The organism is Rhodococcus sp. 14-2470-1b (assembly GCF_002259415.1).
Classification (GTDB): Bacteria; Actinomycetota; Actinomycetes; order Mycobacteriales; family Mycobacteriaceae; genus Rhodococcoides.
In genome coordinates, this window is sequence record NZ_NPFY01000036.1 from 89,937 (window position 1) to 109,403 (window position 19,467).

Annotated in this window: 17 protein-coding genes and 1 pseudogene; 11 read left to right on the forward strand and 7 right to left on the reverse strand. The window is 63.6% G+C overall.

The window, feature by feature from the left end:
- The 3 genes from nuoL to nuoN are packed head-to-tail and all read left to right on the forward strand — an operon-like array spanning nt 1 to nt 4,975.
- Nucleotides 1–1,881, forward strand: coding sequence for an NADH-quinone oxidoreductase subunit L (gene nuoL, locus CH293_RS25040; RefSeq protein ID WP_094721780.1), 1,881 nt, complete (start codon nt 1–3; stop codon nt 1,879–1,881).
- The gene (locus tag CH293_RS25045; RefSeq protein ID WP_094721781.1) at nt 1,875–3,401 is read left to right on the forward strand and encodes an NADH-quinone oxidoreductase subunit M; all 1,527 of its coding nucleotides are present in this window, start codon (nt 1,875–1,877) and stop codon (nt 3,399–3,401) included. Before nuoL ends, CH293_RS25045 begins: the two co-directional genes overlap by 7 nt.
- Complete coding sequence (nuoN, locus tag CH293_RS25050; RefSeq protein ID WP_094721782.1) at nt 3,398–4,975, forward strand: NADH-quinone oxidoreductase subunit NuoN; 1,578 nt, start codon at nt 3,398–3,400, stop codon at nt 4,973–4,975. Before CH293_RS25045 ends, nuoN begins: the two co-directional genes overlap by 4 nt.
- A 3-nt stretch (nt 4,976–4,978) precedes the next feature.
- Here nuoN and CH293_RS25055 read toward each other — a convergent pair whose 3' ends face one another.
- Both CH293_RS25055 and CH293_RS25060 read right to left on the reverse strand, forming a co-directional pair.
- Nucleotides 4,979–5,335 carry a universal stress protein gene (locus tag CH293_RS25055; RefSeq protein ID WP_037112798.1) on the reverse strand — a complete coding sequence of 119 codons (357 nt, stop codon included), beginning with the start codon at nt 5,333–5,335 and terminating at the stop codon, nt 4,979–4,981.
- 29 nt (nt 5,336–5,364) lie between these two features.
- Nucleotides 5,365–6,780, reverse strand: coding sequence for a sugar porter family MFS transporter (locus CH293_RS25060; RefSeq protein WP_094721783.1), 1,416 nt, complete (start codon nt 6,778–6,780; stop codon nt 5,365–5,367).
- Between the two features lie 208 nt (nt 6,781–6,988).
- Here CH293_RS25060 and CH293_RS25065 point away from each other — a divergent pair, with 208 nt between their 5' ends.
- The 5 genes and pseudogenes from CH293_RS25065 to CH293_RS25080 all read left to right on the forward strand — a co-directional run bounded on the left by CH293_RS25065 (nt 6,989) and on the right by CH293_RS25080 (nt 11,067).
- Nucleotides 6,989–7,978, forward strand: coding sequence for an endonuclease/exonuclease/phosphatase family protein (locus CH293_RS25065; RefSeq protein WP_094721867.1), 990 nt, complete (start codon nt 6,989–6,991; stop codon nt 7,976–7,978).
- Between the two features lie 103 nt (nt 7,979–8,081).
- A complete protein-coding gene (locus tag CH293_RS25070; RefSeq protein WP_037112795.1) occupies nt 8,082–9,167 on the forward strand; it encodes a GGDEF domain-containing protein in 1,086 nt (361 codons plus the stop codon).
- A 45-nt stretch (nt 9,168–9,212) separates the two neighbouring features.
- On the forward strand, nt 9,213–9,389 hold the full coding sequence (locus CH293_RS28300) for a hypothetical protein (RefSeq protein ID WP_176460119.1): 177 nt from the start codon (nt 9,213–9,215) through the stop codon (nt 9,387–9,389).
- A pseudogene (locus CH293_RS25075) lies at nt 9,386–10,206 on the forward strand (2-phosphosulfolactate phosphatase). The gene CH293_RS28300 and the pseudogene CH293_RS25075 overlap by 4 nt, the downstream one beginning before the upstream one ends.
- Before the next feature lie 123 nt (nt 10,207–10,329).
- Nucleotides 10,330–11,067: a polyprenol monophosphomannose synthase gene (locus CH293_RS25080; RefSeq protein WP_037113328.1), complete on the forward strand. Its 738-nt coding sequence runs from the start codon at nt 10,330–10,332 to the stop codon at nt 11,065–11,067.
- Here CH293_RS25080 and CH293_RS25085 read toward each other — a convergent pair.
- The gene (locus CH293_RS25085) at nt 11,054–11,725 is read right to left on the reverse strand and encodes a 1-acyl-sn-glycerol-3-phosphate acyltransferase (RefSeq protein ID WP_094721784.1); all 672 of its coding nucleotides are present in this window, start codon (nt 11,723–11,725) and stop codon (nt 11,054–11,056) included. The genes CH293_RS25080 and CH293_RS25085 overlap by 14 nt on opposite strands.
- A gap of 76 nt (nt 11,726–11,801) precedes the next feature.
- Between CH293_RS25085 and CH293_RS25090 the strand changes: the two genes are divergently transcribed.
- Nucleotides 11,802–12,425, forward strand: a complete 624-nt coding sequence (locus tag CH293_RS25090) for a TetR/AcrR family transcriptional regulator (protein WP_094721785.1) — start codon at nt 11,802–11,804, stop codon at nt 12,423–12,425.
- Here CH293_RS25090 and CH293_RS25095 read toward each other — a convergent pair.
- From CH293_RS25095 to CH293_RS25110, 4 genes are all read right to left on the reverse strand, one after another.
- Nucleotides 12,389–13,669 carry a pitrilysin family protein gene (locus CH293_RS25095; RefSeq protein WP_255122982.1) on the reverse strand — a complete coding sequence of 427 codons (1,281 nt, stop codon included), beginning with the start codon at nt 13,667–13,669 and terminating at the stop codon, nt 12,389–12,391. The genes CH293_RS25090 and CH293_RS25095 overlap by 37 nt on opposite strands.
- A gap of 73 nt (nt 13,670–13,742) precedes the next feature.
- Nucleotides 13,743–16,016, reverse strand: a complete 2,274-nt coding sequence (locus CH293_RS25100) for a polyribonucleotide nucleotidyltransferase (RefSeq protein ID WP_020110252.1) — start codon at nt 16,014–16,016, stop codon at nt 13,743–13,745.
- Nucleotides 16,017–16,348: 332 nt separating this feature from the next.
- Nucleotides 16,349–16,618, reverse strand: a complete 270-nt coding sequence (gene rpsO, locus CH293_RS25105) for a 30S ribosomal protein S15 (RefSeq protein WP_020110253.1) — start codon at nt 16,616–16,618, stop codon at nt 16,349–16,351.
- 104 nt (nt 16,619–16,722) lie between these two features.
- Nucleotides 16,723–17,691: a bifunctional riboflavin kinase/FAD synthetase gene (locus tag CH293_RS25110; protein WP_170945351.1), complete on the reverse strand. Its 969-nt coding sequence runs from the start codon at nt 17,689–17,691 to the stop codon at nt 16,723–16,725.
- A gap of 103 nt (nt 17,692–17,794) precedes the next feature.
- On the opposite strand from CH293_RS25110, the gene CH293_RS25115 reads away from it, so the two are divergent.
- Complete coding sequence (locus tag CH293_RS25115; RefSeq protein WP_037112787.1) at nt 17,795–18,727, forward strand: metal ABC transporter substrate-binding protein; 933 nt, start codon at nt 17,795–17,797, stop codon at nt 18,725–18,727.
- Complete coding sequence (locus tag CH293_RS25120; protein WP_037112785.1) at nt 18,724–19,467, forward strand: metal ABC transporter ATP-binding protein; 744 nt, start codon at nt 18,724–18,726, stop codon at nt 19,465–19,467. The genes CH293_RS25115 and CH293_RS25120 overlap by 4 nt, the downstream gene beginning before the upstream one ends.

Consider the following 19,467-nt stretch of genomic DNA (forward strand, 5'->3'; position numbering starts at 1 on the left):
ATGGACGCCATCTGGCTGTTGCCGGCGCTGCCGCTGCTCGGCGCCGTCGTGCTGCTACTCGGAGGCCGGCGAACCGATCGGTGGGGACATGCGCTGGGAACCAGCATGGCCGCAGTGTCCTTCGGATTCGCCGTGGTCCTCTTCGTCGACATGGTGGGCCGGGCTGCAGACGACAGGGCGGTGACGACCACGCTGTTCAGCTGGGTTCCCGTCGAACAGTTGCAGGTGGACTTCGGCTTTCGCCTGGATCAACTGTCGATGTGCTTCGTACTCCTGATCACCGGCGTCGGCACGCTCATTCACGTCTACGCCATCGGGTACATGGCGGAGGACCCGGACCGACGACGGTTCTTCGCGTACCTGAACCTCTTCCTCGCCGCGATGCTCCTACTGGTGACGGCCGACAACTTCCTCGGACTGTACGTCGGCTGGGAAGGCGTGGGTCTGGCGTCCTACCTGCTGATCGGGTTCTGGCAGTACAAACCGTCCGCTGCGACGGCGGCGAAGAAGGCGTTCGTCGTCAACCGTGTCGGAGACATCGGATTGATGGTCGCGTTGATGATCATGTTCGCGAACTTCGGCAGCGTCTCGTTCACGGACGTATTCTCCGGTACCGAGACTGCGTCGAGCGGAACACTCACCGCGTTGGGTTTCGTGCTTCTCCTCGCTGCGTGCGGAAAGTCGGCCCAGGTACCTCTGCAATCGTGGCTCGGTGACGCCATGGAAGGCCCGACTCCGGTGTCGGCGTTGATCCACGCGGCGACGATGGTGACCGCCGGGGTGTATCTGATCGTCCGATCCGGACCGGTCTTCGAAGCAGCCCCCGTCGCGCAAACGGCGGTGATCGTCGTCGGTACCGTGACACTGCTGTTCGGAGCCGTCATCGGCTGCGCAAAAGATGACATCAAGAAGGCGCTGGCCGCATCGACGATGAGCCAGATCGGGTACATGGTTCTCGCCGCGGGCCTGGGTCCGTCCGGCTATGCATTCGCGATCATGCTGCTACTCGCCCATGGATTCTTCAAAGCCGGACTCTTTCTCGGTGCCGGTTCGGTGATGCACGGCATGAACGACGAAGTGAACATGCGCAAGTTCGGCGGGCTCCGAACCGTCATGCCCGTCACGTTCGTCACCTTCGGACTGGGTTATCTCGCGATCATCGGTGTTCCCCCGTTCTCGGGTTTCTTCGCCAAGGACAAGATCATCGAAGTCGCGTTCGGTGCCGGCGGAGTACAGGGCGCCGTGCTGGGAATCGTCGCGCTCGTCGGTGCAGGCTTGACCGCGTTCTACATGACCCGGGTCATGGTGATGACCTTCTTCGGCGAGAAGCGGTGGGAGCCCGACGCGCACCCACACGAGTCGCCGTCGATCATGACCGTGCCGATGATCGTTCTAGCGGTGGGTTCGGTTGCGGCAGGAGCTTTGTTCACCATCGGTGGAGCGCTGACGCACTGGCTGGAACCGGTCGTCGGCGAGGCAGAGGAGGCGCACGTGATACCAGCATGGCTGGTGACCGTGATGGCACTGACGGTGGTGGCCGTCGGCATCGGACTCGCGTATCACCGCTACGCGAGAACTCCCGTACCGCCGATCGCGCCGACACCCGTGACCGCGCTGACAACTGCCGCACGTGTCGACCTGTACGGCGACGCCGTCAACGAAGCGCTTCTGATGCGACCGGGTCTCAAGGTGGCCGAGGCCGCGCAGCGTTTCGACGACGTCGCCGTCGAGGGCGGAACCCGCACACTGGCGAGCGGGCTGACGTCGCTCTCCGCTCGCATTCGTGGCACGCAGACCGGGTACGTGCGCTCGTACGCTCTGACGATGCTGGCCGGTACGGCGGTAGTCCTCGCGATGATGGTGGCGGTGATGGTGTGGTGAACACTTTTCCGTGGCTGACCATGTTGTGGCTGCTGCCGGTGGCAGGTGCTGTCCTGACCCTGATCCTGCCTCGCACGAGGCCACAGCTCGCGAAAGTGTGCGCGCTCGCGACCTCGCTGCTCACTCTGGCGGTCGCGGTGGTGTTGTTCGCCGGCTTCGATCCGTCCGGTGACGAATTCCAGTTCGTCGAATCCCACTGGTGGATCGAGTCGTTCGGAGCTCGATACGAGCTGGGAATCGACGGCATCGCGCTGGTGCTCGTCCTGCTGACGACGGTCCTGCTTCCGATTCTGCTGGTAGCAGGATGGAACGATCCGCGCGTCGGGCAGTCCACGCACGTCTATGTCGCATCGATTCTTCTCGTCGAGTCGATGGTCCTGATGTCCTTCTGCGCCCTCGACGTGTTGCTGTTCTACGTCTTCTTCGAGGCCATGTTGATCCCGATGTACTTCCTCATCGGAGGATTCGGCGGTCCGGGACGCGCCGCCGCGGCCGTGAAATTTCTGTTGTACAACCTCGTCGGCGGTCTGGTGATGCTCGCTGCGGTCATCGGACTGTACGTCGTGGCGAGAACCTTCTCGTTCCGCGAGATCGCCGACACGGCTGCTCTCGGCGACCTCGGCGTCACCCCTGGGGTTCTGAACGCGTTGTTCCTCGGGTTCATGTTCGCTTTCGCCGTCAAGGCACCCCTGTGGCCGTTCCACTCGTGGCTACCCGACGCCGCCGTCGAATCCACCCCTGCCACAGCCGTTCTGATGATGGCCGTCGTGGACAAGGTGGGCACGTTCGCGATGCTTCGCTACTGTCTGCAACTCTTCCCCGAGTCGTCGTCGTACTTCGCGCCGGTCATCGTCACTCTCGCGGTCGTGGGCATCGTCTACGGCGCCGTGCTGGCGATCGCGCAGACCGACGTGATGCGATTGATCGCGTACACGTCGATCTCGCACTTCGGTTTCATCATTCTGGGCATCTTCGCCATGACCAGCCAAGGCCAGGCCGGTTCCGCGTTGTACATGGTCAATCACGGACTCTCGACGGCGGCACTGTTTCTCGTCGCCGGCTTCCTGGTCTCGCGTCGTGGCACCCGCGTCATCTCCCACTACGGTGGCGTTCAGAAGGTCGCACCGGTGCTGGCCGGATCCTTTCTCGTCGCCGGTCTCGCCACTCTGTCGCTCCCTGGGCTCGCACCGTTCGTCAGCGAATTCCTGGTACTGATCGGTACATTCGCGAAGTATCACGTGGCCGCCATCGTGGCATCGATCGCTCTCGTGCTGTCCGCGATCTACATCCTGTGGCTGTACCAACGGGTGATGACGGGTCCGCGCCGCGCCGAGAACGACGGAATGAAGGACCTCGTCCCGCGTGAACTGGCCGTGATGGGGCCGCTCATCGTGCTGCTCGTCGTACTGGGCGTGTACCCGAAGCCCCTGTTGGACATCGTTTCTCCCGCGGTACAGACGACAGTGACCACCGTGCAGGGCATCGAAGACGTGGCCGAGACGCCGGAGGGACCCCGATGAACGACTCCGTCCTGACTGCGCCGAGCATCGAGTACAGCGTTCTGTCGCCCATGCTGATCGTCTTCGCCGCAGCTGTTCTCGGCGTACTCGTCGAGGCGTTCGCACCGAGTGCCGCCCGTCGTCGCATCCAGATGGCGCTTGCCTTGACTGCGACGATTGCATCTCTCGTGGCGGTCGTCGTCTTGGCCGTGTCCGGCTCCAGCTCACCCGGCACCCGGTCCGTGATGGGCTCGGTCGTGGTCGACGGCCCCTCGCTGTTCCTCCAGGGCACCCTGCTGCTCGTGGCCGTGCCCTCGTTGCTCATGGTCGGGGAACGCTCACTCGAACGCACCCGGGTGGACTCCTTCGCCCCGCAGGCCTCCACCGTTCCCGGAAGTCTGTCCGAACGCCAGGCAGGCCAGGCAGGCGCGGCGCAGACGGAGGTGTTCCCGCTGACGATGTTCGCGATCGGCGGCCTTCTGCTGTTTCCCGCGTCGAACGATCTGCTCACGATGTTCGTTGCCCTCGAGGTGTTCTCGCTGCCGCTGTACCTGATGTGCGGGTTGGCCCGTCGGCGCAGGCTGCTGTCGCAGGAAGCTGCGATGAAGTACTTCTTGCTCGGCGCGTTCTCGTCGGCGTTCTTTCTGTTCGGTACCGCGATGCTGTACGGGTACGCAGGCTCGCTCGAGCTCGGCCCCATCGGTGCTGCCATCGCTCTCGGCGACGGCAACGACGTGCTGGCCATGCTCGGTACCGCACTCGTCGGTGTCGGCCTACTGTTCAAAGTCGGTGCGATTCCATTTCATTCGTGGATTCCCGACGTGTATCAGGGTGCACCGACTCCGATCACCGCCTTCATGGCCGCCGCGACGAAGATCGCCGCGTTCGGTGCCATGCTCCGCCTGTTCTACATCGCACTGCCGGACCTGCGCGACGACTGGCGACCGGCACTGTGGGCCGTAGCGATCGTCACGATGCTGGTGGGTGCCCTTCTTGCGGTCACCCAGACCGACATCAAACGGATGCTCGCGTACTCGTCGATCACCCACACGGGATTCATTCTCACCGGCGTCGTCGCTCTGGACGCCGACGGGCTGTCCGCGACGATGTTCTATCTCTTCGTCTACGGGTTCAGCACTGTCTCGGCATTCGCCGTCGTCACCGTCGTGCGCGACGGCAACGGTGAGGTGACCGAACTGGCGCGATGGGCCGGCATCGGTCGTCGCTCCCCCGCGATCGCCGCCGTCTTCGCGTTGCTGCTGTTGTCGTTCGCGGGGATCCCGCTGACGGCTGGATTCGTCGGTAAGTTCGCGGTCTTCCAGGCTGCGGCCGGTAGCGGCGCAACCGCGCTCGTGGTCGTCGGGGTGCTCAGTAGTGCCATCGCGGCGATCTTCTATGTACGCGTCATCGTCCTCATGTTCTTCGCCGACCCCGTGGCCGGCACGAACGACAGTGACGACGGTGGGCGTCCCACCGTCGTCACTCCAGGTGTCGCAACAGCCGTGGCCATCGGCCTCGGCGTCGTCGCGACCGTCGTGTTCGGTGTGTATCCACAACCGCTGTTGGATCTCGCCGCTAGTGCGGCGGTCTGGTGAGCCCTACGGGGCCTTGACCGCAAGAACCGAAACCGGGGAGGTCAGCAGAAGACGTTGACTCACGCTGCCCAGCAAAGCCTTTCCGACCCTGCTACGTTTCCTGATTCCTATCACCAGACGCGTGACATCGGGGAACACTTCCAACTCGTCGAGCACGGCGGTGACTGGGTCGCGGTCTTCGCGGCCCGCACGTTCGACGACGGTGACCTCGCAGTCTTCTGGAAGCACGGAGAGGTCGAGCTTGCCCAGGGTCAGGTTGACCGCGATCAGATCGGTGCCCAGAAGCGCCGCCTCGTCCGCAGCGGCGGACAGTGAATGGATGCCCTCGGGACTGTCGGTCACTGCAACCAGAACTGACATGAATTTACCTCTCTCGGTGTAGCTGACCTCTAGGAGTATTCCTTGCGGAACCGGGTTTCCAGTTCTTCGAGCGTCTGACCTCGCGTCTCCGGGACCTGGGTGATGCAGAAGATGAGCGCGATCACACCGAGACCGACGAAGATGAAGAACGTGGCCGCGATTCCGAAGGCCGCCACGACCGGCGGAAACAGCAGCGCGATGGCAGCGTTCGCAATCCACAGCGCGAAAACACACAGGCCGATCGCGAAACTGCGAATCTTCAGGGGGAAGATCTCGGCGAGCATCAACCACGCCAGGGGTCCGATAGTTCCCTGCATGCAGAACACGAACAGAACGACGAACACCAGAATGAAATAAGCCTTGACCGTGCCGTCGGGAAGCAGAAGCGCAGACAGGCCGACAAGAAGGTGGAACGTTGTAGTCAGCGAGAAGCCTGCAATGAGCATGGTCCGTCGGTTGACCTTGTTCATCAAGAAGATTCCGACCGTGATTCCGAGAACGCTGAACAATCCGTTGAGGGTGTTCGCGATGATCGCTGCGCTGGACGAGAAGCCGGCATCGCTCAGCAATTGAGTGCCGTAGTACATCACCGAGTTGATGCCGGTGATCTGGTTGGCGACACCGAGACCGACTCCGATGTAGATCAAGCGACGAATCCAACGAACGGACAGGTCGGTCACGCCACCGGTCTTCGCCAGTTTCTCTTCCTCGGCGAGTCGGTGGACTTCGGCCATCTCGGCCTGAGCGCGTTCTTCCGACCGAACCTGCCTGAGTACTTCCAGAGCCTCGTCCTCTCGGCCCTGCAGGACAAGCCAGCGGGGGCTTTCGGGCATGCGCAGCATTCCGAAGAAAAGCACGATTGCGGGGGCCACTGCGACGAGAAGCATGAAGCGCCACACGGACTCGTGCTCACCCCATATGTTGAAGATGATCGCATTGATCACGAAGGCAGCGAACTGCCCACTGACGATCATGACCTCGTTCCGCGTGACCAACGAACCACGCCGCTCCACGGGAGAAATCTCCGAGAGGTAAACGGGCACTGTCGCCGATGCGCCACCGACGGCGAGTCCGAGTACGAAGCGGAACACGGCCAAGATCTCCCAGCTCGGTGAGAGCACACAACCGAGCGTTCCGACCATGAAGACGAGTGCGAGCATGATGATGTTGTGGCGTCGGCCGTATCGGTCGGACAGACGCCCACCCACCAGTGCGCCGATCGCAGCACCGAAGATGAGAATGCTCACCACGAAGCCCTCGGTGAACGAGGTCAGCGACAAATCGTCGCGGAGCGGCTCCAGCGCCCCGTTGATCACTCCGGTGTCGTATCCGAAGAGCAATCCACCGAACGTCGCGATCACCGCAATGATGCCTAGCCGGTGACTGTGTGTTCCTGCGGTGTCCGGTGGGAGAACTGCACCGGTCGATCCGTCACTACGGGTCATCTCGATCCAATCTTGTGTGCGTGCGAAGAATTGCTCCTACACCCGCATCCGAATCCTTGTACGTATGTCTTTACATAGTTCTAGCGTGCTGAGAACTGGATCACAAGTTCTTCGTCCGAAGAGGATACTCACTGAATCGATCCGACCTGGACCGACAGCCGCGACATTCACCCGTGGTTACGCTGCGCATGTGCAACACGAAACGGCAGTGTCTGATCGGTCCGCGCATCGCGCTCGGGGTCGGCAAGTAGCCGCCGCCATCGTTGCCGGCTGCTGCGTGTTGATCGGCGCGACGGGCGTCATCGCTTACTTCACCGACACACAGAACAGGTACGTGGTGGGGTTGGCGTCGTTCGCACCGATCCTCATGGCGTTCTCCCTGCTCGGTATCGCCGTCGCCGTGGTGTCCCAACGCTGGATCCTGGCGACGGCATCGACCGTCGTCGCGGTGACGGCGTCGGCCTTGCTCGCGCCCATGTACATCGCAAGCGATCGACCGCCCGCCGAAACACCAGGCCAAGGGCGGAGTCTGCACGTTCTGCAAGCCAACCTGATGCTCGGGCTGGCCGATACGGGCAACGTGCTGGACTTCGTCCGGTCGCGTGACATCGACGTCTTCACCGCACAGGAATTGACGTTCGACGCCGAAGGCGCGCTGGACGCGGCAGGAATCGCCGAGTTGCTCCCGTACCGTTACACCAAGCCGACACCGGGTGGCGGAGGAGGAACCGGCATATTCAGCCGATTCCCGATCTCCGGGGAGCGCGAGCTCCCGGTGTTCACTCTGTCCAACCTGTCGGTCGACCTGGACGTCGGTGCCGAACAACCTGTCCGTGTCTACTCGGTCCATCCGGTACCGCCTTATCCGTCTCCGACGCCGCTGTGGGCTTCGGAGATGGACATGCTCCGGTCGGAGGTGTCGACAGCCACGTCGATGTCCAACGTGATCGTCAGCGGCGACTTCAACTCCACCAGATCTCACAGCAAGTTCAGGCACATCCTCGACGCCGGGTACGAAGATGCTGCGGACGTGACCGGTAGTGGTTTGATACCGACCTACCCGACCGACAAGTCGTATCCACCCGTCGTCGGAATCGACCACGTCCTCACCCGGGGCGCCCGTGCCACCGCACTCGAACCCGTCTCCATCCTCGGATCCGATCACGCGGGACTCGTCGCTGAGATTCAACTGCGTTGACGGTGTTCGATCGTCATTTCCAACCGGTCAGTATCGTTGTCTGATTAGATTAGTAGTCAACTATCTGCGGGTCGGTCATGCACGGGATGTAGAGGTCCTTGGAATGAGTTCGCTGCACGAGTGGTGGTCGCAACGGACCGACTACGTGTGGAATGTCTCCTACTCGCAAACGCATCCGATCCTCCGACAAAGTCGCGTCGCGATCGGCCTGTGCTGTTGGTTCTACGGGCTGATCTGCCTGCTCGCCATTGCATCGCCGATTGTGTCGAGCCCCACCGACATCATCGTCGTCGCGTCGTTCGGGTCGTGTTCGGTATTCGTCGGCTGCCTGTGGATACGCGGTCCGTGGCCGACATATCGTCAGTCACTGCTCTTCGTTGCATTCGCCGAAATCGGCGTCGCCGCCGTTCTGTTCTCTCTCGACGACCGTCCGGTGGCACTCCTGTGTTCGGCGCTCTTCGCCGTCATGGGCAACTATGTCGCGGCGTACCACGACACCCGAGTTTTCGTAGCACGTCAGATATGGTCCCTGTGCGCGTGTGCCGCGCTGTACGTCCTTGCACTATCGTATTCCGACGCCGACCTCGCCCAGACGACTGCATATCTCATCGTTCTCGTCATGGTCCTGGTGTCCTCTCCGGTCCTCACTCAGGCCTATCTGACGTTCCTCAAGAGGGACGCGGCGGTGGCCCACTTCGATCCTCTGACCGGACTGCGCAACCGCCGCGGACTTGACTCGGCCGTCGGAGTGATGGAAGACGGAGCAGCCGGAGTTGCGGTCCTCGTCGCTGACCTCGACAACTTCAAAGCCGTCAACGACGAGTTCGGGCACAGTTTCGGCGACGATGTCCTGCGCAAGACTGCCCAGGCAATCAACACCAACTTTCCGCCACCCTCAGTGACCGCTCGCACCGGTGGTGAGGAGTTCGTCGTTGTCTCCACTGGCCCGCTGTCCGACATGTCCCGGGCAGCCGAGGCCCTACGAGATGCGATCCCGTCCTGCAATTCCGCCGGATTGACCACCACCAGCATCGGCATCCACTATCGCAAGATCGCTGTGCACGACCTCCCGGAGGTCCTCGACGATTTGCTCGACAGCGCCGACACCGCGATGTACCGAGCCAAGAGTCACGGCGGCAACTCGATAGTGATCGACGTCTACGACGGCGACGTCAGAACAGGCTCCTGACGGCCCGCTCCACCGAGCTGGGCCGCGATGCACCATCATGAGCGAATGAGTTCCAACGATCTCTTCGGAGGCCCACGCAGATTGGCGGCTGTCGTGGCTGTCATCGTCGTCGTCGCACTTCTCGCTCTGGGAGCCACTCTCCTCGTTCGCCATCTCCTCGGACCACCGGAAGGTCCGTCGCCGTACGACACTCCTGCATCCTCGGAGGTGACGACTCCGTGACCGATCCGGATCGTGCCCATCGACAGTTCACGTCGACGGTTCGGTTCGATTGGGGCACCTCGGGTGCATCGGCAATTGCTTCCGGGGCGGACGTTGCCGTGGTCGTCGACGTTCTGTCGTTCACCACCACGTTGACCGTCGCCGCCGATGCGGGGACCGCGGTGGTGCCCTGGGCCGTCGGCCAGGCCTCGGCCGCCGAATACGCCCGCCGCACCGATGCCGTCATGGCGGTCCGGCGGCGCGATGCGGGCCCGGGCGACATCAGCTTGTCCCCGGCCACGCTCCGCGCGGGGACGCCGCCACAGCGGCTCGTGCTGCCGTCGCCGAACGGGTCGACGATATCCGCGCAGCTGGCTGCCGAGGTACCGGTCTGTACAGGGGTCTCGCTTCGCAACGCGCCGGCTGCGGCGCAGTGGATCGCTGCGAACACCGATACCGACGCCGTCGTCGCGGTGATCGCCGCAGGAGAACACTGGCCCAACGGCGCCTTGCGACCGTGCATCGAGACCTGTGGGGAGCCGGATTTCTCCTCGCGGAACTGGGCGACAGGCGCCCGGACTGCACTCTGTCTCCGGAAGCCGAGATGGCACGCGATGCGTGGAAGGCTGTGTGCAGTCGACTCCCCCACGCTCTCGTCGAGTCGGCATCAGGTCTCGAACTGATCGACGAGGGCTACGAAATCGACGTCACGATCGCTGCGGAAGTCGGCTCCTCGCGATCCGTGCCCGTCCTGGACTCCGGAATCTTCGTCGACGCTGGTTCACACAACGGCGCTGGCTCGCACAACGACGCTGGTTCACACAACGAAGCTGTGTGACCGGCGCAACATTCCAGTGTCCCGCTCGAGGCCCGGAACTGCGCAAACGCCGACGACGGCAGGACACGAGGCTGTCCGTTATTTGGTCTTTGATACCCGATCACGGATCATACGAGCGTGAGCATTCCGAACGTCGCCCCGAAGACGACCGTTGTCGTACCCACGTACAACGAACGCGAGAACCTCCCGAAGCTCGTCGAGCTTCTCGCCGGTCTGCAACTGGACAATCTTCACGTGCTCGTGGTCGACGACAACTCCCCCGACGGCACGGGCACGCTCGCCGACGAACTCGCCGAGACAGGGCCTCTGCCGGTGACGGTTCTGCACCGCACCGAGAAGAACGGGCTCGGCCGGGCGTACGTGGCCGGCATGAGCCGCGCACTCGACGACGGTGCGGACATCGTCGTCCAGATGGACGCGGACCTGTCCCACCCCGCCGACGTCATCCCCACGATGGTGCGCACGCTCACGACAACGGACGCAGCCGTCGTACTGGGTTCGCGCTACGTCCCCGGCGGCGCCGTGGCCAGCGATTGGCCCTGGCATCGGAAGGCACTGTCTGCATGGGCCAACTTCTACGTCAACGCAATTCTTCGGTTGAAGGTCAAGGACGCGACCGCGGGCTTCAAAGCCTGGCATGCTGCGACGCTGCGGGCGATCGACGTGAAGTCGGTCGAGAGCAACGGCTATGCGTTCCAGGTCGAGATGAACCACCGCACCGTCCGACGCGGCTTGAAGATCGCCGAGGTCCCCATTCGCTTCGAGGAACGCAACGACGGCGAATCCAAGATGAGCCTCGCCGTGCAGCTCGAATCCGCAGCCGTACCGTGGAAGTTGCTCTTCGGAGTCAGGCGGCCTTGACCTTCGCCGCGTAGGTGTCGACGTACTCCTGGCCGGAAAGCTCCATCAGGGAGTACATCACCTCGTCCGTGGCGGACCGCACGACGGCGTGGTTGCCCGCATGTTCCCGGTACCGGCTGAAGTCGATCGGAGCGCCGAACTTCACGACGATCTTCGTCGGTCGCCACATCCGACTGCCCACTGGATTGAATCTTTCGGTACCGAACATGACCACGGGAACGACGGGTGCGCCGGATTCCAGCGCAACCCTCGCCATTCCCGTCTTCCCCTTGTACAGCCGGCCGTCCGGAGACCTCGTACCCTCGGGGTAGATGGCCCACACTCCGTTGTCGGCCAGTATCTTTCGCGCTGCGGCCAAAGCTGGGTCGCCCGCCCCTGCACCGGAGCGGTCGACGGGGACCTGGCCCGCACTCGTGTAGAACCAGCGCAGCAGACGCCCCTTGAATCCCGCACCCGAGAAGTACTCGCTCTTGGCGATGAAACGGATTCTGCGCCTGACGACCAACACCAGGAAGAACGAGTCGACCACCGTCAGATGGTTGCCCGCGAGAATGACGGGGCCGGACCGTGGCAGATGTTCCATGCCCTCGATACGCGGTCTCCCCAGAAGTCGCAGAACGGGGCCGATCAGAACGTACTTGAACATCCAGTACCACATGAGCGGTGCACTCCCTCTGGTCTGCCGAACTACGAATCGTAGACATCGTCTACATCCATAGTAGACACTGTCTACCATGGACGGGCGCGAATCGTCCGCCGCGCGCATGATCGACGCGGCGGAGCACTTGATGGAGACCCAAGGGATTTCGGGCGTCACCGTGCGATCCGTCGCACGTGCCTCGGGACTGTCGCACGGCGCACCACGGCGCTACTTCCCTACCCTCGCGGCTTTGCACGCCGCCGTCGCGCAACGGGGTCTGCAGGACCTCCGCAGAAGAATCGAACGGGAGGTAGGCGAGAACACCGAACCGGCGGCGCGCCTACGAGCCGCGGCCCTCGCTTACGTGCGGTACGCCGTCGAACGACCCGACATGTTCGCACTCGTGTTCCGTCACGACATCCTCGCGAACTCGGGAATGCATCTTCGCGGAACGTCATTGCCGCTGTTCGCATTCGTCACCGACCTCGTCGAACCGTTGGCAGGCACCGACACTCACGTCCGAGCCGTGCAGATCTGGACGGCGGTCCACGGAATCGCTGCGTTGAGCTCGACGACCGCGCTGTCGGTCGTCACCGAGGTCGACTCGACCGCTCTGGTGGATGCGGCGGTCGAGTCGATCGTCGATACGAACCGGGGTGATCCGAACCGAGAAGGTCCGAGTCAGCCGGCTATGGATTTCACCGACGCGGGCAGCTGACGGACGCTGGTGTACGGGCCGACCACCGCAGCACCGAACGGCCGGGACAACAGGACCCGAGCCACGTCGCGCACCTCACTCACGGTCACCTGATCGATCCGGGCGAGGGTCTCCGAGATATCCCGGTGATTGCCGTAGTTGAGCTCGCTGCGGCCTATCCGGTTCATCCGTGACCCCGAATCCTCCAGGCCGAGTACAAGACCGCCACGCAGCGACCCCTTGGCACGCGCGCACTCCTCCTCGGTGATGCCATCGGAGGCGACCTGCGCGAGAACCTCACGCACCACCGTCGTCACCTCGGCGAGGTTCTCGGGTTGGCACCCGGCGTACACCGAGAACGCACCGGAATCGGAGAAGGTGTCCACCGACGAGTAGACCGAATAGGCCAGCCCGCGCTCTTCACGGATCTCCTGGAACAGGCGCGACGAAAGCCCACCTCCCACAGCCGCATTCAGTACGGACAGCGCCCACCGGTGCCCCTCGTGCCTACCGAACGCGCGCACACCGAGTGACAGGTGAGCCTGTTCGCTGTCTCGTCGTTCGAAACGAAGCTCAGGTCGATGACGAAGTCTCGCCAGACCGTCGCGCCGAGGAGCAGGCTTGACGCCCTTGTGCAGATGACCCGCGAATGCACGCTTGACCAACGCCACCGCCTGGCGGTGGTCGACATTGCCCGCCACCGCGACGACCATCCGCTCCGGTGTGTACCGACGCGTGTGGAAGGAGCGCAGCTGAGAGCGCGTCATGTCCTCGATGGATTCCACGGTTCCGATGATCGGCCGACCTAGCGGATGATCACCGAACATCGCCTCGATGAACAGATCGCCGAGGAGATCCTCCGGATCGTCGTCGCGCATCGAGATCTCCTCGAGGACGACCTGACGCTCGAGGTCGACATCGCTTGCACGACAACGCCCGCGGAGGACGACATCACTGACGAGGTCTATCGCCAAACCGAGATCGTCGTCGAGAACGTGAGCGTAGAAGCACGTGCTCTCCTTCGAGGTGAACGCGTTCAGCTCACCGCCGACCCCGTCCATGACCTGAGCGATCTGCAGCGCGCTCCGAGTGGGCGTCGACTTGAACAGCAGATGCTCCAGGAAATGAGCGGCACCGGCCACCGACGGACCCTCGTCCCTCGAACCGACGCCGACCCACACACCGACCGACGCCGACCGAACTCCCGGCACGAACTCGGTCACCACACGAAGACCACCGGGCAGCGTGGTGCGTTCGACACCCAGGTTCTGCCCGGCGGGATCCGAAACGGCAGAACGGTACGTCCCGTAGGAACGTACCGTTCTGCCTTGCTGCTTCTTACTCAGCGTTCGCCTCGGCAGGTGCGTCGGCCGGAGCCGAATCGGACGAGCCTGCAGCAGCTGCTCCCTCTTCCTCGACGGGAACGAGGCTGATCTTGCCGCGGTTGTCGATGTCGGCGATCTCCACACGGAGCTTCGATCCGACGCTCACGACGTCCTCGACCTTGTTGATGCGCTTGCCGCCGCCGAGCTTCGAGATGTGCACCAAGCCGTCGCGGCCGGGAAGCAGCGAGACGAATGCACCGAAAGCCGTTGTCTTGACGACGGTTCCGAGGAAGCGCTCGCCGACCTTCGGCAACTGCGGGTTGGCGATGGCGTTGATCTTGTCGATCGCGGCCTGAGCGGACGGGCCGTCCGCTGCACCGACGTAGACGGTGCCGTCATCTTCGATCGAGATGTTGGCGCCGGTCTCCTCGGTGATGGAGTTGATCATCTTGCCCTTGGGTCCGATGACCTCGCCGATCTTGTCGACGGGAACCTTGATGGCCGTGACGCGAGGTGCGTACGGGCTCATCTCGTCCGGAGCGTCGATGGCCTCGGCCATGACCTCGAGGATCGTGGTGCGCGCGTCCTTCGCCTGCGACAGCGCGCCTGCCAGAACCTTCGACGGGATACCGTCGAGCTTGGTGTCCAGCTGCAGGGCCGTGACGAAGTCTTTGGTACCTGCGACCTTGAAGTCCATGTCACCGAAGGCATCTTCGGCACCGAGGATGTCGGTCAGCGCGACGTAACGCGTTTCGCCGTCGACCTCGTCGGACACCAGGCCCATGGCGATGCCCGCGACGGGAGCGCGCAGCGGCACACCGGCGTTGAGCAAGGACAGCGTCGATGCGCAGACCGAACCCATGGAGGTCGAGCCGTTGGAGCTCAGCGCCTCGGAGACCTGGCGGATGGCGTACGGGAACTCGGCCTGGCTCGGCAGAACCGGCAACAGCGCGCGCTCGGCGAGCGCGCCGTGGCCGATCTCGCGACGCTTCGGCGATCCGACGCGACCGGTCTCACCGGTCGAGTACGGCGGGAAGTTGTAATGGTGCATGTACCGCTTGGACGTCTCGGGCCCGAGAGAGTCGACCTGCTGCGCCATCTTGACCATGTCGAGTGTCGTGACACCGAGGATCTGCGTCTCGCCGCGCTCGAACAGCGCCGAGCCGTGGGTACGCGGAATGATCGCGACCTCGGCGGACAGCGAACGAATGTCGGTGACACCACGGCCGTCGATGCGGAAGTGGTCGGTCAGGATGCGCTGACGCACCGACTTCTTGGTCAGCGCGCGGAACGCAGCACCGATTTCCTTCTCACGACCCTCGAACGAGTCCGAGACCTGCTCGAGTACCTGAGCCTTGACCTCGTCGAGCTTGTTCTCGCGCTCGGCCTTGCCTGCGATCGTCAGTGCTTCACTCAACGGGATCTGAGCAGCATTGGCGACGGCGTCGTAGACGTCGGACTGGTACGGCGGGAACAGGGGGAAGTCACCGGTCGGCTTGGAGGCCTTGGCGGCGAGCTCCTGCTGTGCGGTGCACAGCGCAGCGATGAACGGCTTCGACGCTTCGAGACCCTCGGCGACGATGGACTCGTTCGGAGCCTGCGCGCCGCCCTCGATGAGCTCGATGACGTTCTCGGTGGCCTCGGCCTCGACCATCATGATCGCGACGTCGGCGTCGGCGCCGGAACCCGAGACGATGCGTCCCGCGACGACCATGTTGAACACGGCCTTCTCGAGCTGCTCGACCGTCGGGAACGCGACCCACTGCTTGTCGATGAGCGCGACACGGACACCACCGATGGGGCCGGAGAACGGCAGCCCAGCGATCTGCGTGGACGCAGATGCCGCGTTGATGGCCACGACATCGTAGAGATCGGCCGGGTTGAGGCTCAGGACGGTGATGACGACCTGGATCTCGTTGCGGAGACCGTCGACGAACGTCGGGCGCAGCGGCCGGTCGATGAGGCGGCAGGTGAGGATGGCGTCGGTGGACGGGCGACCCTCACGACGGAAGAACGATCCGGGGATGCGTCCGGCGGCGTACATACGCTCTTCGACGTCGACCGTGAGCGGGAAGAAATCGAACCCTTCGCGCGGGCTCTTGCCTGCCGACGTGGCGGACAGCAGCATGGTGTCTTCGTCGAGGTAGGCAGCGACGGCGCCGGATGCCTGCTGAGCGAGGCGACCGGTCTCGAACCGGATGCTGCGCTTGCCGTAGGTGCCGTTGTCGATGACGGCAGTTGCTTCGTAGACGCCTTCTTCGACGTCCAGGTTGGTGGTGTCTGTCATTCTCTTCTTCTCGTCCTCTCGTCTTTGCCGTGCGCTCGCCGACGGACCACTGGCCCCGCTGCCATGTGCAGGCAGGACTGCGGTCGCTGTTGCGCGGGGGCGGCCATCGATCGAAGCCCTGGGGACGAGAAGTTCGTCCGCCAAGGCCACTACCGAAGACCGACACCCTGGGTGCGTCGAGCGATCACGGCGATGTGCGAACACCCATGTGTTCGCTTGTCTTGCTGGCATGCCAAACACAGATAGCCAACGAGGAACAGTCTAAGCACTGCCTCGTTGGCTACTGCATATTTCGAAGACGGCCCACTTTCGCGGGCGCGTCGGCGCCGATGTTATCGACGCAGTCCCAGACGCTCGATGAGCGAACGGTACCGGGTGACATCCACCTTCGCGATGTACTTCAGCAGGCGGCGACGACGTCCGACCAGCAGCAGCAAGCCGCGGCGGGAGTGGTGGTCGTGCTTGTGCTTCTTCAGGTGCTCGGTGAGATCGGTGATGCGCTTGGTGAGCATCGCGACCTGCGCCTCGGGCGAACCGGTATCGGTCGGGTGCAAGCCGTACTCGCCGAGAACGGCCTTCTTCTGTTCGGTGGTCAATGCCACTGGTACTACTCCTGATCACTGACGTCCGCGGGAAAGGAAAGCGGCGCAGCCACCACGGACCGCAGCATGCACCGAGAAGGGATCCTATCAGGGCAGGCAGCCGGTCACGAAAGTCGGTCGGTCAGGGCGGCGCGAGCCTTCTCCGCGTCCCGACCCATCTCCTCGATCAGATCGTCGATCGACTCGAACTTCTCCATTCCGCGAATCCGCTCGACGAAATCGACCGCGACGTGCTGTCCGTAAAGGTCACCGTCACTGTCCAACACGAACGCCTCGACCGTCCGAGTCCGACCCGAGAATGTCGGGTTGGTGCCGACGGACACGGCAGCGCGATGACGTTCACCCGGAATCACGGTGCCGATGACCGGGCCGGGACCGAGCACGGTGAACCACGCCGCATAGACGCCGTCCGCAGGGATGGCCGAGTACATCGGCGGTGCGACGTTGGCCGTCGGATACCCCAGTTGGCGGCCGCGACCGTCGCCGTGCACGACGACGCCCTCGACGCGGTGAGGACGCCCCAAGGCTGCGGCAGCCGCGGACACGTCACCCGCGTCGACACACGAACGGATGTACGTGGAGGAAAAGGTGACCGCGTGCTCGGCCAGAAGGTTGACTCCGTCGACGGCGAAACCGGACCGGTCGCCGACCTTACGCAGCAACTCCACGTTGCCGAGTGCCTTCTTTCCGTAGGTGAAGTTCTCCCCCACCACGACCTCGGCGACGTGCAACCGCTCCACCAGAATCTCGTGGACGTAGCGCTCGGGCGTGAGCTTCATCAACTCGGGCGTGAACGGCATCACGCAGAACACGTCGATGCCCAGCTCTTCCGCCAACTCGGCGCGCCGAGTGAGCGTCGTCAATTGAGCCGGATGCGTTCCGGGCCGTACCACTTCCATCGGGTGCGGATCGAAAGTCATGAGCACACTGGGTATTCCACGGTCCTCGGCCGACGTCACCGCACGGCTGATCAACTGGGCGTGACCACGGTGGACGCCGTCGAATACGCCGATCGTGAGAACACAACGACCCCAGTCGGCAGGTACATCGTCGAGACCTCGCCATCTCTGCACGAGGAGAAGCCTACGGCCCGCGTCCGCGCGGGTCACGTCCGGATGGACATGTCGCAGCGAACACCAGTGGACAAACCTGCAAACACTCTGCCAAGATTTCGGTGTGCCGAACTTATTTCTTCGACGCATCGCAGCGATCGTGCTCGGCGTCGCGATTCTAGGAGGCTGCGCCCGGTCCGTCGGGGAAGACGAACCGATCCTCGCCGACGATGGACGCCCCCTCGTCCTCACGACCTTCACCGTGCTCGCGGACATGGCACGCAACGTCGCCGGGGACCACCTCCGGGTCGAATCGATCACCAAGGTCGGCGCGGAGATACACGGCTACGAGCCGACGCCGGGAGATCTGCGGACGGCAGAAACGGCCGAGCTCATCCTGGACAACGGCCTGGGGCTCGAATCGTGGTTCGAGAAGTTCGTCGAACGAGTTCCTGCTCCACACGCAGTCGTCACCGCCGGTGTCGAGCCCGTGTTCATTCGTGACGACGCGTACGCCGGGAAGACCAACCCACACGCCTGGATGTCTCCGGTCGTGGCCGAGACCTACGTGGACAACATCGCGGCGGCGTTCGTGCGCCTCGACCCGGCCAACGAGTCGGACTACCGCGCCAACGCCGAGGGCTACAAGCTCGAACTGCGCGCAGTCGGCGACGAGCTGAAGCGCGATCTCGACCGGTTGCCCGCAGAGCAACGCGCACTTGTGTCGTGCGAGGGCGCGTTCAGCTATCTCGCCAGGGACTTCGATCTGCGCGAGGCCTACCTCTGGCCGGTCAACGCCGAGCAGGAAGGCACGCCGAAGCAAGTGGTGTCCACGATCCGGTTCGTCGAGGACAACGACGTGCCCGCGGTGTTCTGCGAGTCGACCGTCTCGGACAAAGCACAGTTGCAGGTCGCCGAGGACACCGGAGCACGCTTCGGCGGCAAGCTGTTCGTCGATTCTCTCAGCGATCAGGACGGCCCCGTTCCCACCTATCTGGACCTGCTCGCCTACGACGCTCGGACCATCGCCGACGCACTACTCGGAAAGCCGGAATGACCACCATGACAGCAGCACTGGACATCGTCGGAGTGTCCGTCACCTACCGCGACGTGACCGCGTTGAGCAACGCCTCCCTCACCCTCGAATCCGGCCGTGTCTGCGGTCTCGTGGGCATGAACGGATCAGGCAAGTCGACGCTGTTCAAAGCGATCATGGGCGTCGTCCGACCGAACACCGGATCGATCCGAATCCACGGAGGTGCGCCTGCCGCCGCGCGCAAGAACGGGACCGTCAGCTACGTCCCGCAGAGCGAGTCGGTGGACTGGACGTTTCCCGTCAGTGTCCGAGACGTGGTGATGATGGGCCGCTTCGGAAAGCAGAACTGGATGCGCTCACCGCGCGCCCGCGATCACGACGCCGTCGACGCCGCCCTGGGCCGAGTGGACCTCACCGACCTCGCGCATCGCCAGATCGGCCAACTGTCGGGCGGCCAGCGGAAACGAGCGTTCGTTGCACGGGCCATCGCGCAAGAGGCGACGCTGCTGCTGCTCGACGAACCGTTCGCGGGGGTGGACAAACGCACCGAGGCCACCATCACTCGGTTACTGAAGGAACTGGCAGCAGCCGGCTCGACGATCCTCGTCTCGACGCACGACCTGCACGCCCTCCCGGATCTGTGCGACGAGGCCGTCCTGCTCCAGCAACGTGTCCTGATGCACGGGGATCCCCGTGAGGTTCTGAAACCGGACAACCTGGCAATGGCATTCGGCGTCTCGACCACATCGGAAGCGAGCTGA

Bases quoted from the DNA above. Each gene is read 5' to 3' on its own strand.
- CH293_RS25090 (WP_094721785.1), top strand. From the start codon at position 11,802: ATGGACGGGCGCGAATCGTCCGCCGCGCGCATGATCGACGCGGCGGAG.
- CH293_RS25120 (WP_037112785.1), top strand. From the start codon at position 18,724: ATGACCACCATGACAGCAGCACTGGACATCGTCGGAGTGTCCGTCACC.
- CH293_RS25085 (WP_094721784.1), bottom strand. From the start codon at position 11,725: ATGTGGTACTGGATGTTCAAGTACGTTCTGATCGGCCCCGTTCTGCGA.
- nuoL (WP_094721780.1), top strand. From the start codon at position 1: ATGGACGCCATCTGGCTGTTGCCGGCGCTGCCGCTGCTCGGCGCCGTC.
- nuoN (WP_094721782.1), top strand. From the start codon at position 3,398: ATGAACGACTCCGTCCTGACTGCGCCGAGCATCGAGTACAGCGTTCTG.
- CH293_RS28300 (WP_176460119.1), top strand. From the start codon at position 9,213: ATGAGTTCCAACGATCTCTTCGGAGGCCCACGCAGATTGGCGGCTGTC.
- CH293_RS25055 (WP_037112798.1), bottom strand. From the start codon at position 5,335: ATGTCAGTTCTGGTTGCAGTGACCGACAGTCCCGAGGGCATCCATTCA.
- CH293_RS25060 (WP_094721783.1), bottom strand. From the start codon at position 6,780: ATGACCCGTAGTGACGGATCGACCGGTGCAGTTCTCCCACCGGACACC.
- CH293_RS25100 (WP_020110252.1), bottom strand. From the start codon at position 16,016: ATGACAGACACCACCAACCTGGACGTCGAAGAAGGCGTCTACGAAGCA.
- CH293_RS25070 (WP_037112795.1), top strand. From the start codon at position 8,082: ATGAGTTCGCTGCACGAGTGGTGGTCGCAACGGACCGACTACGTGTGG.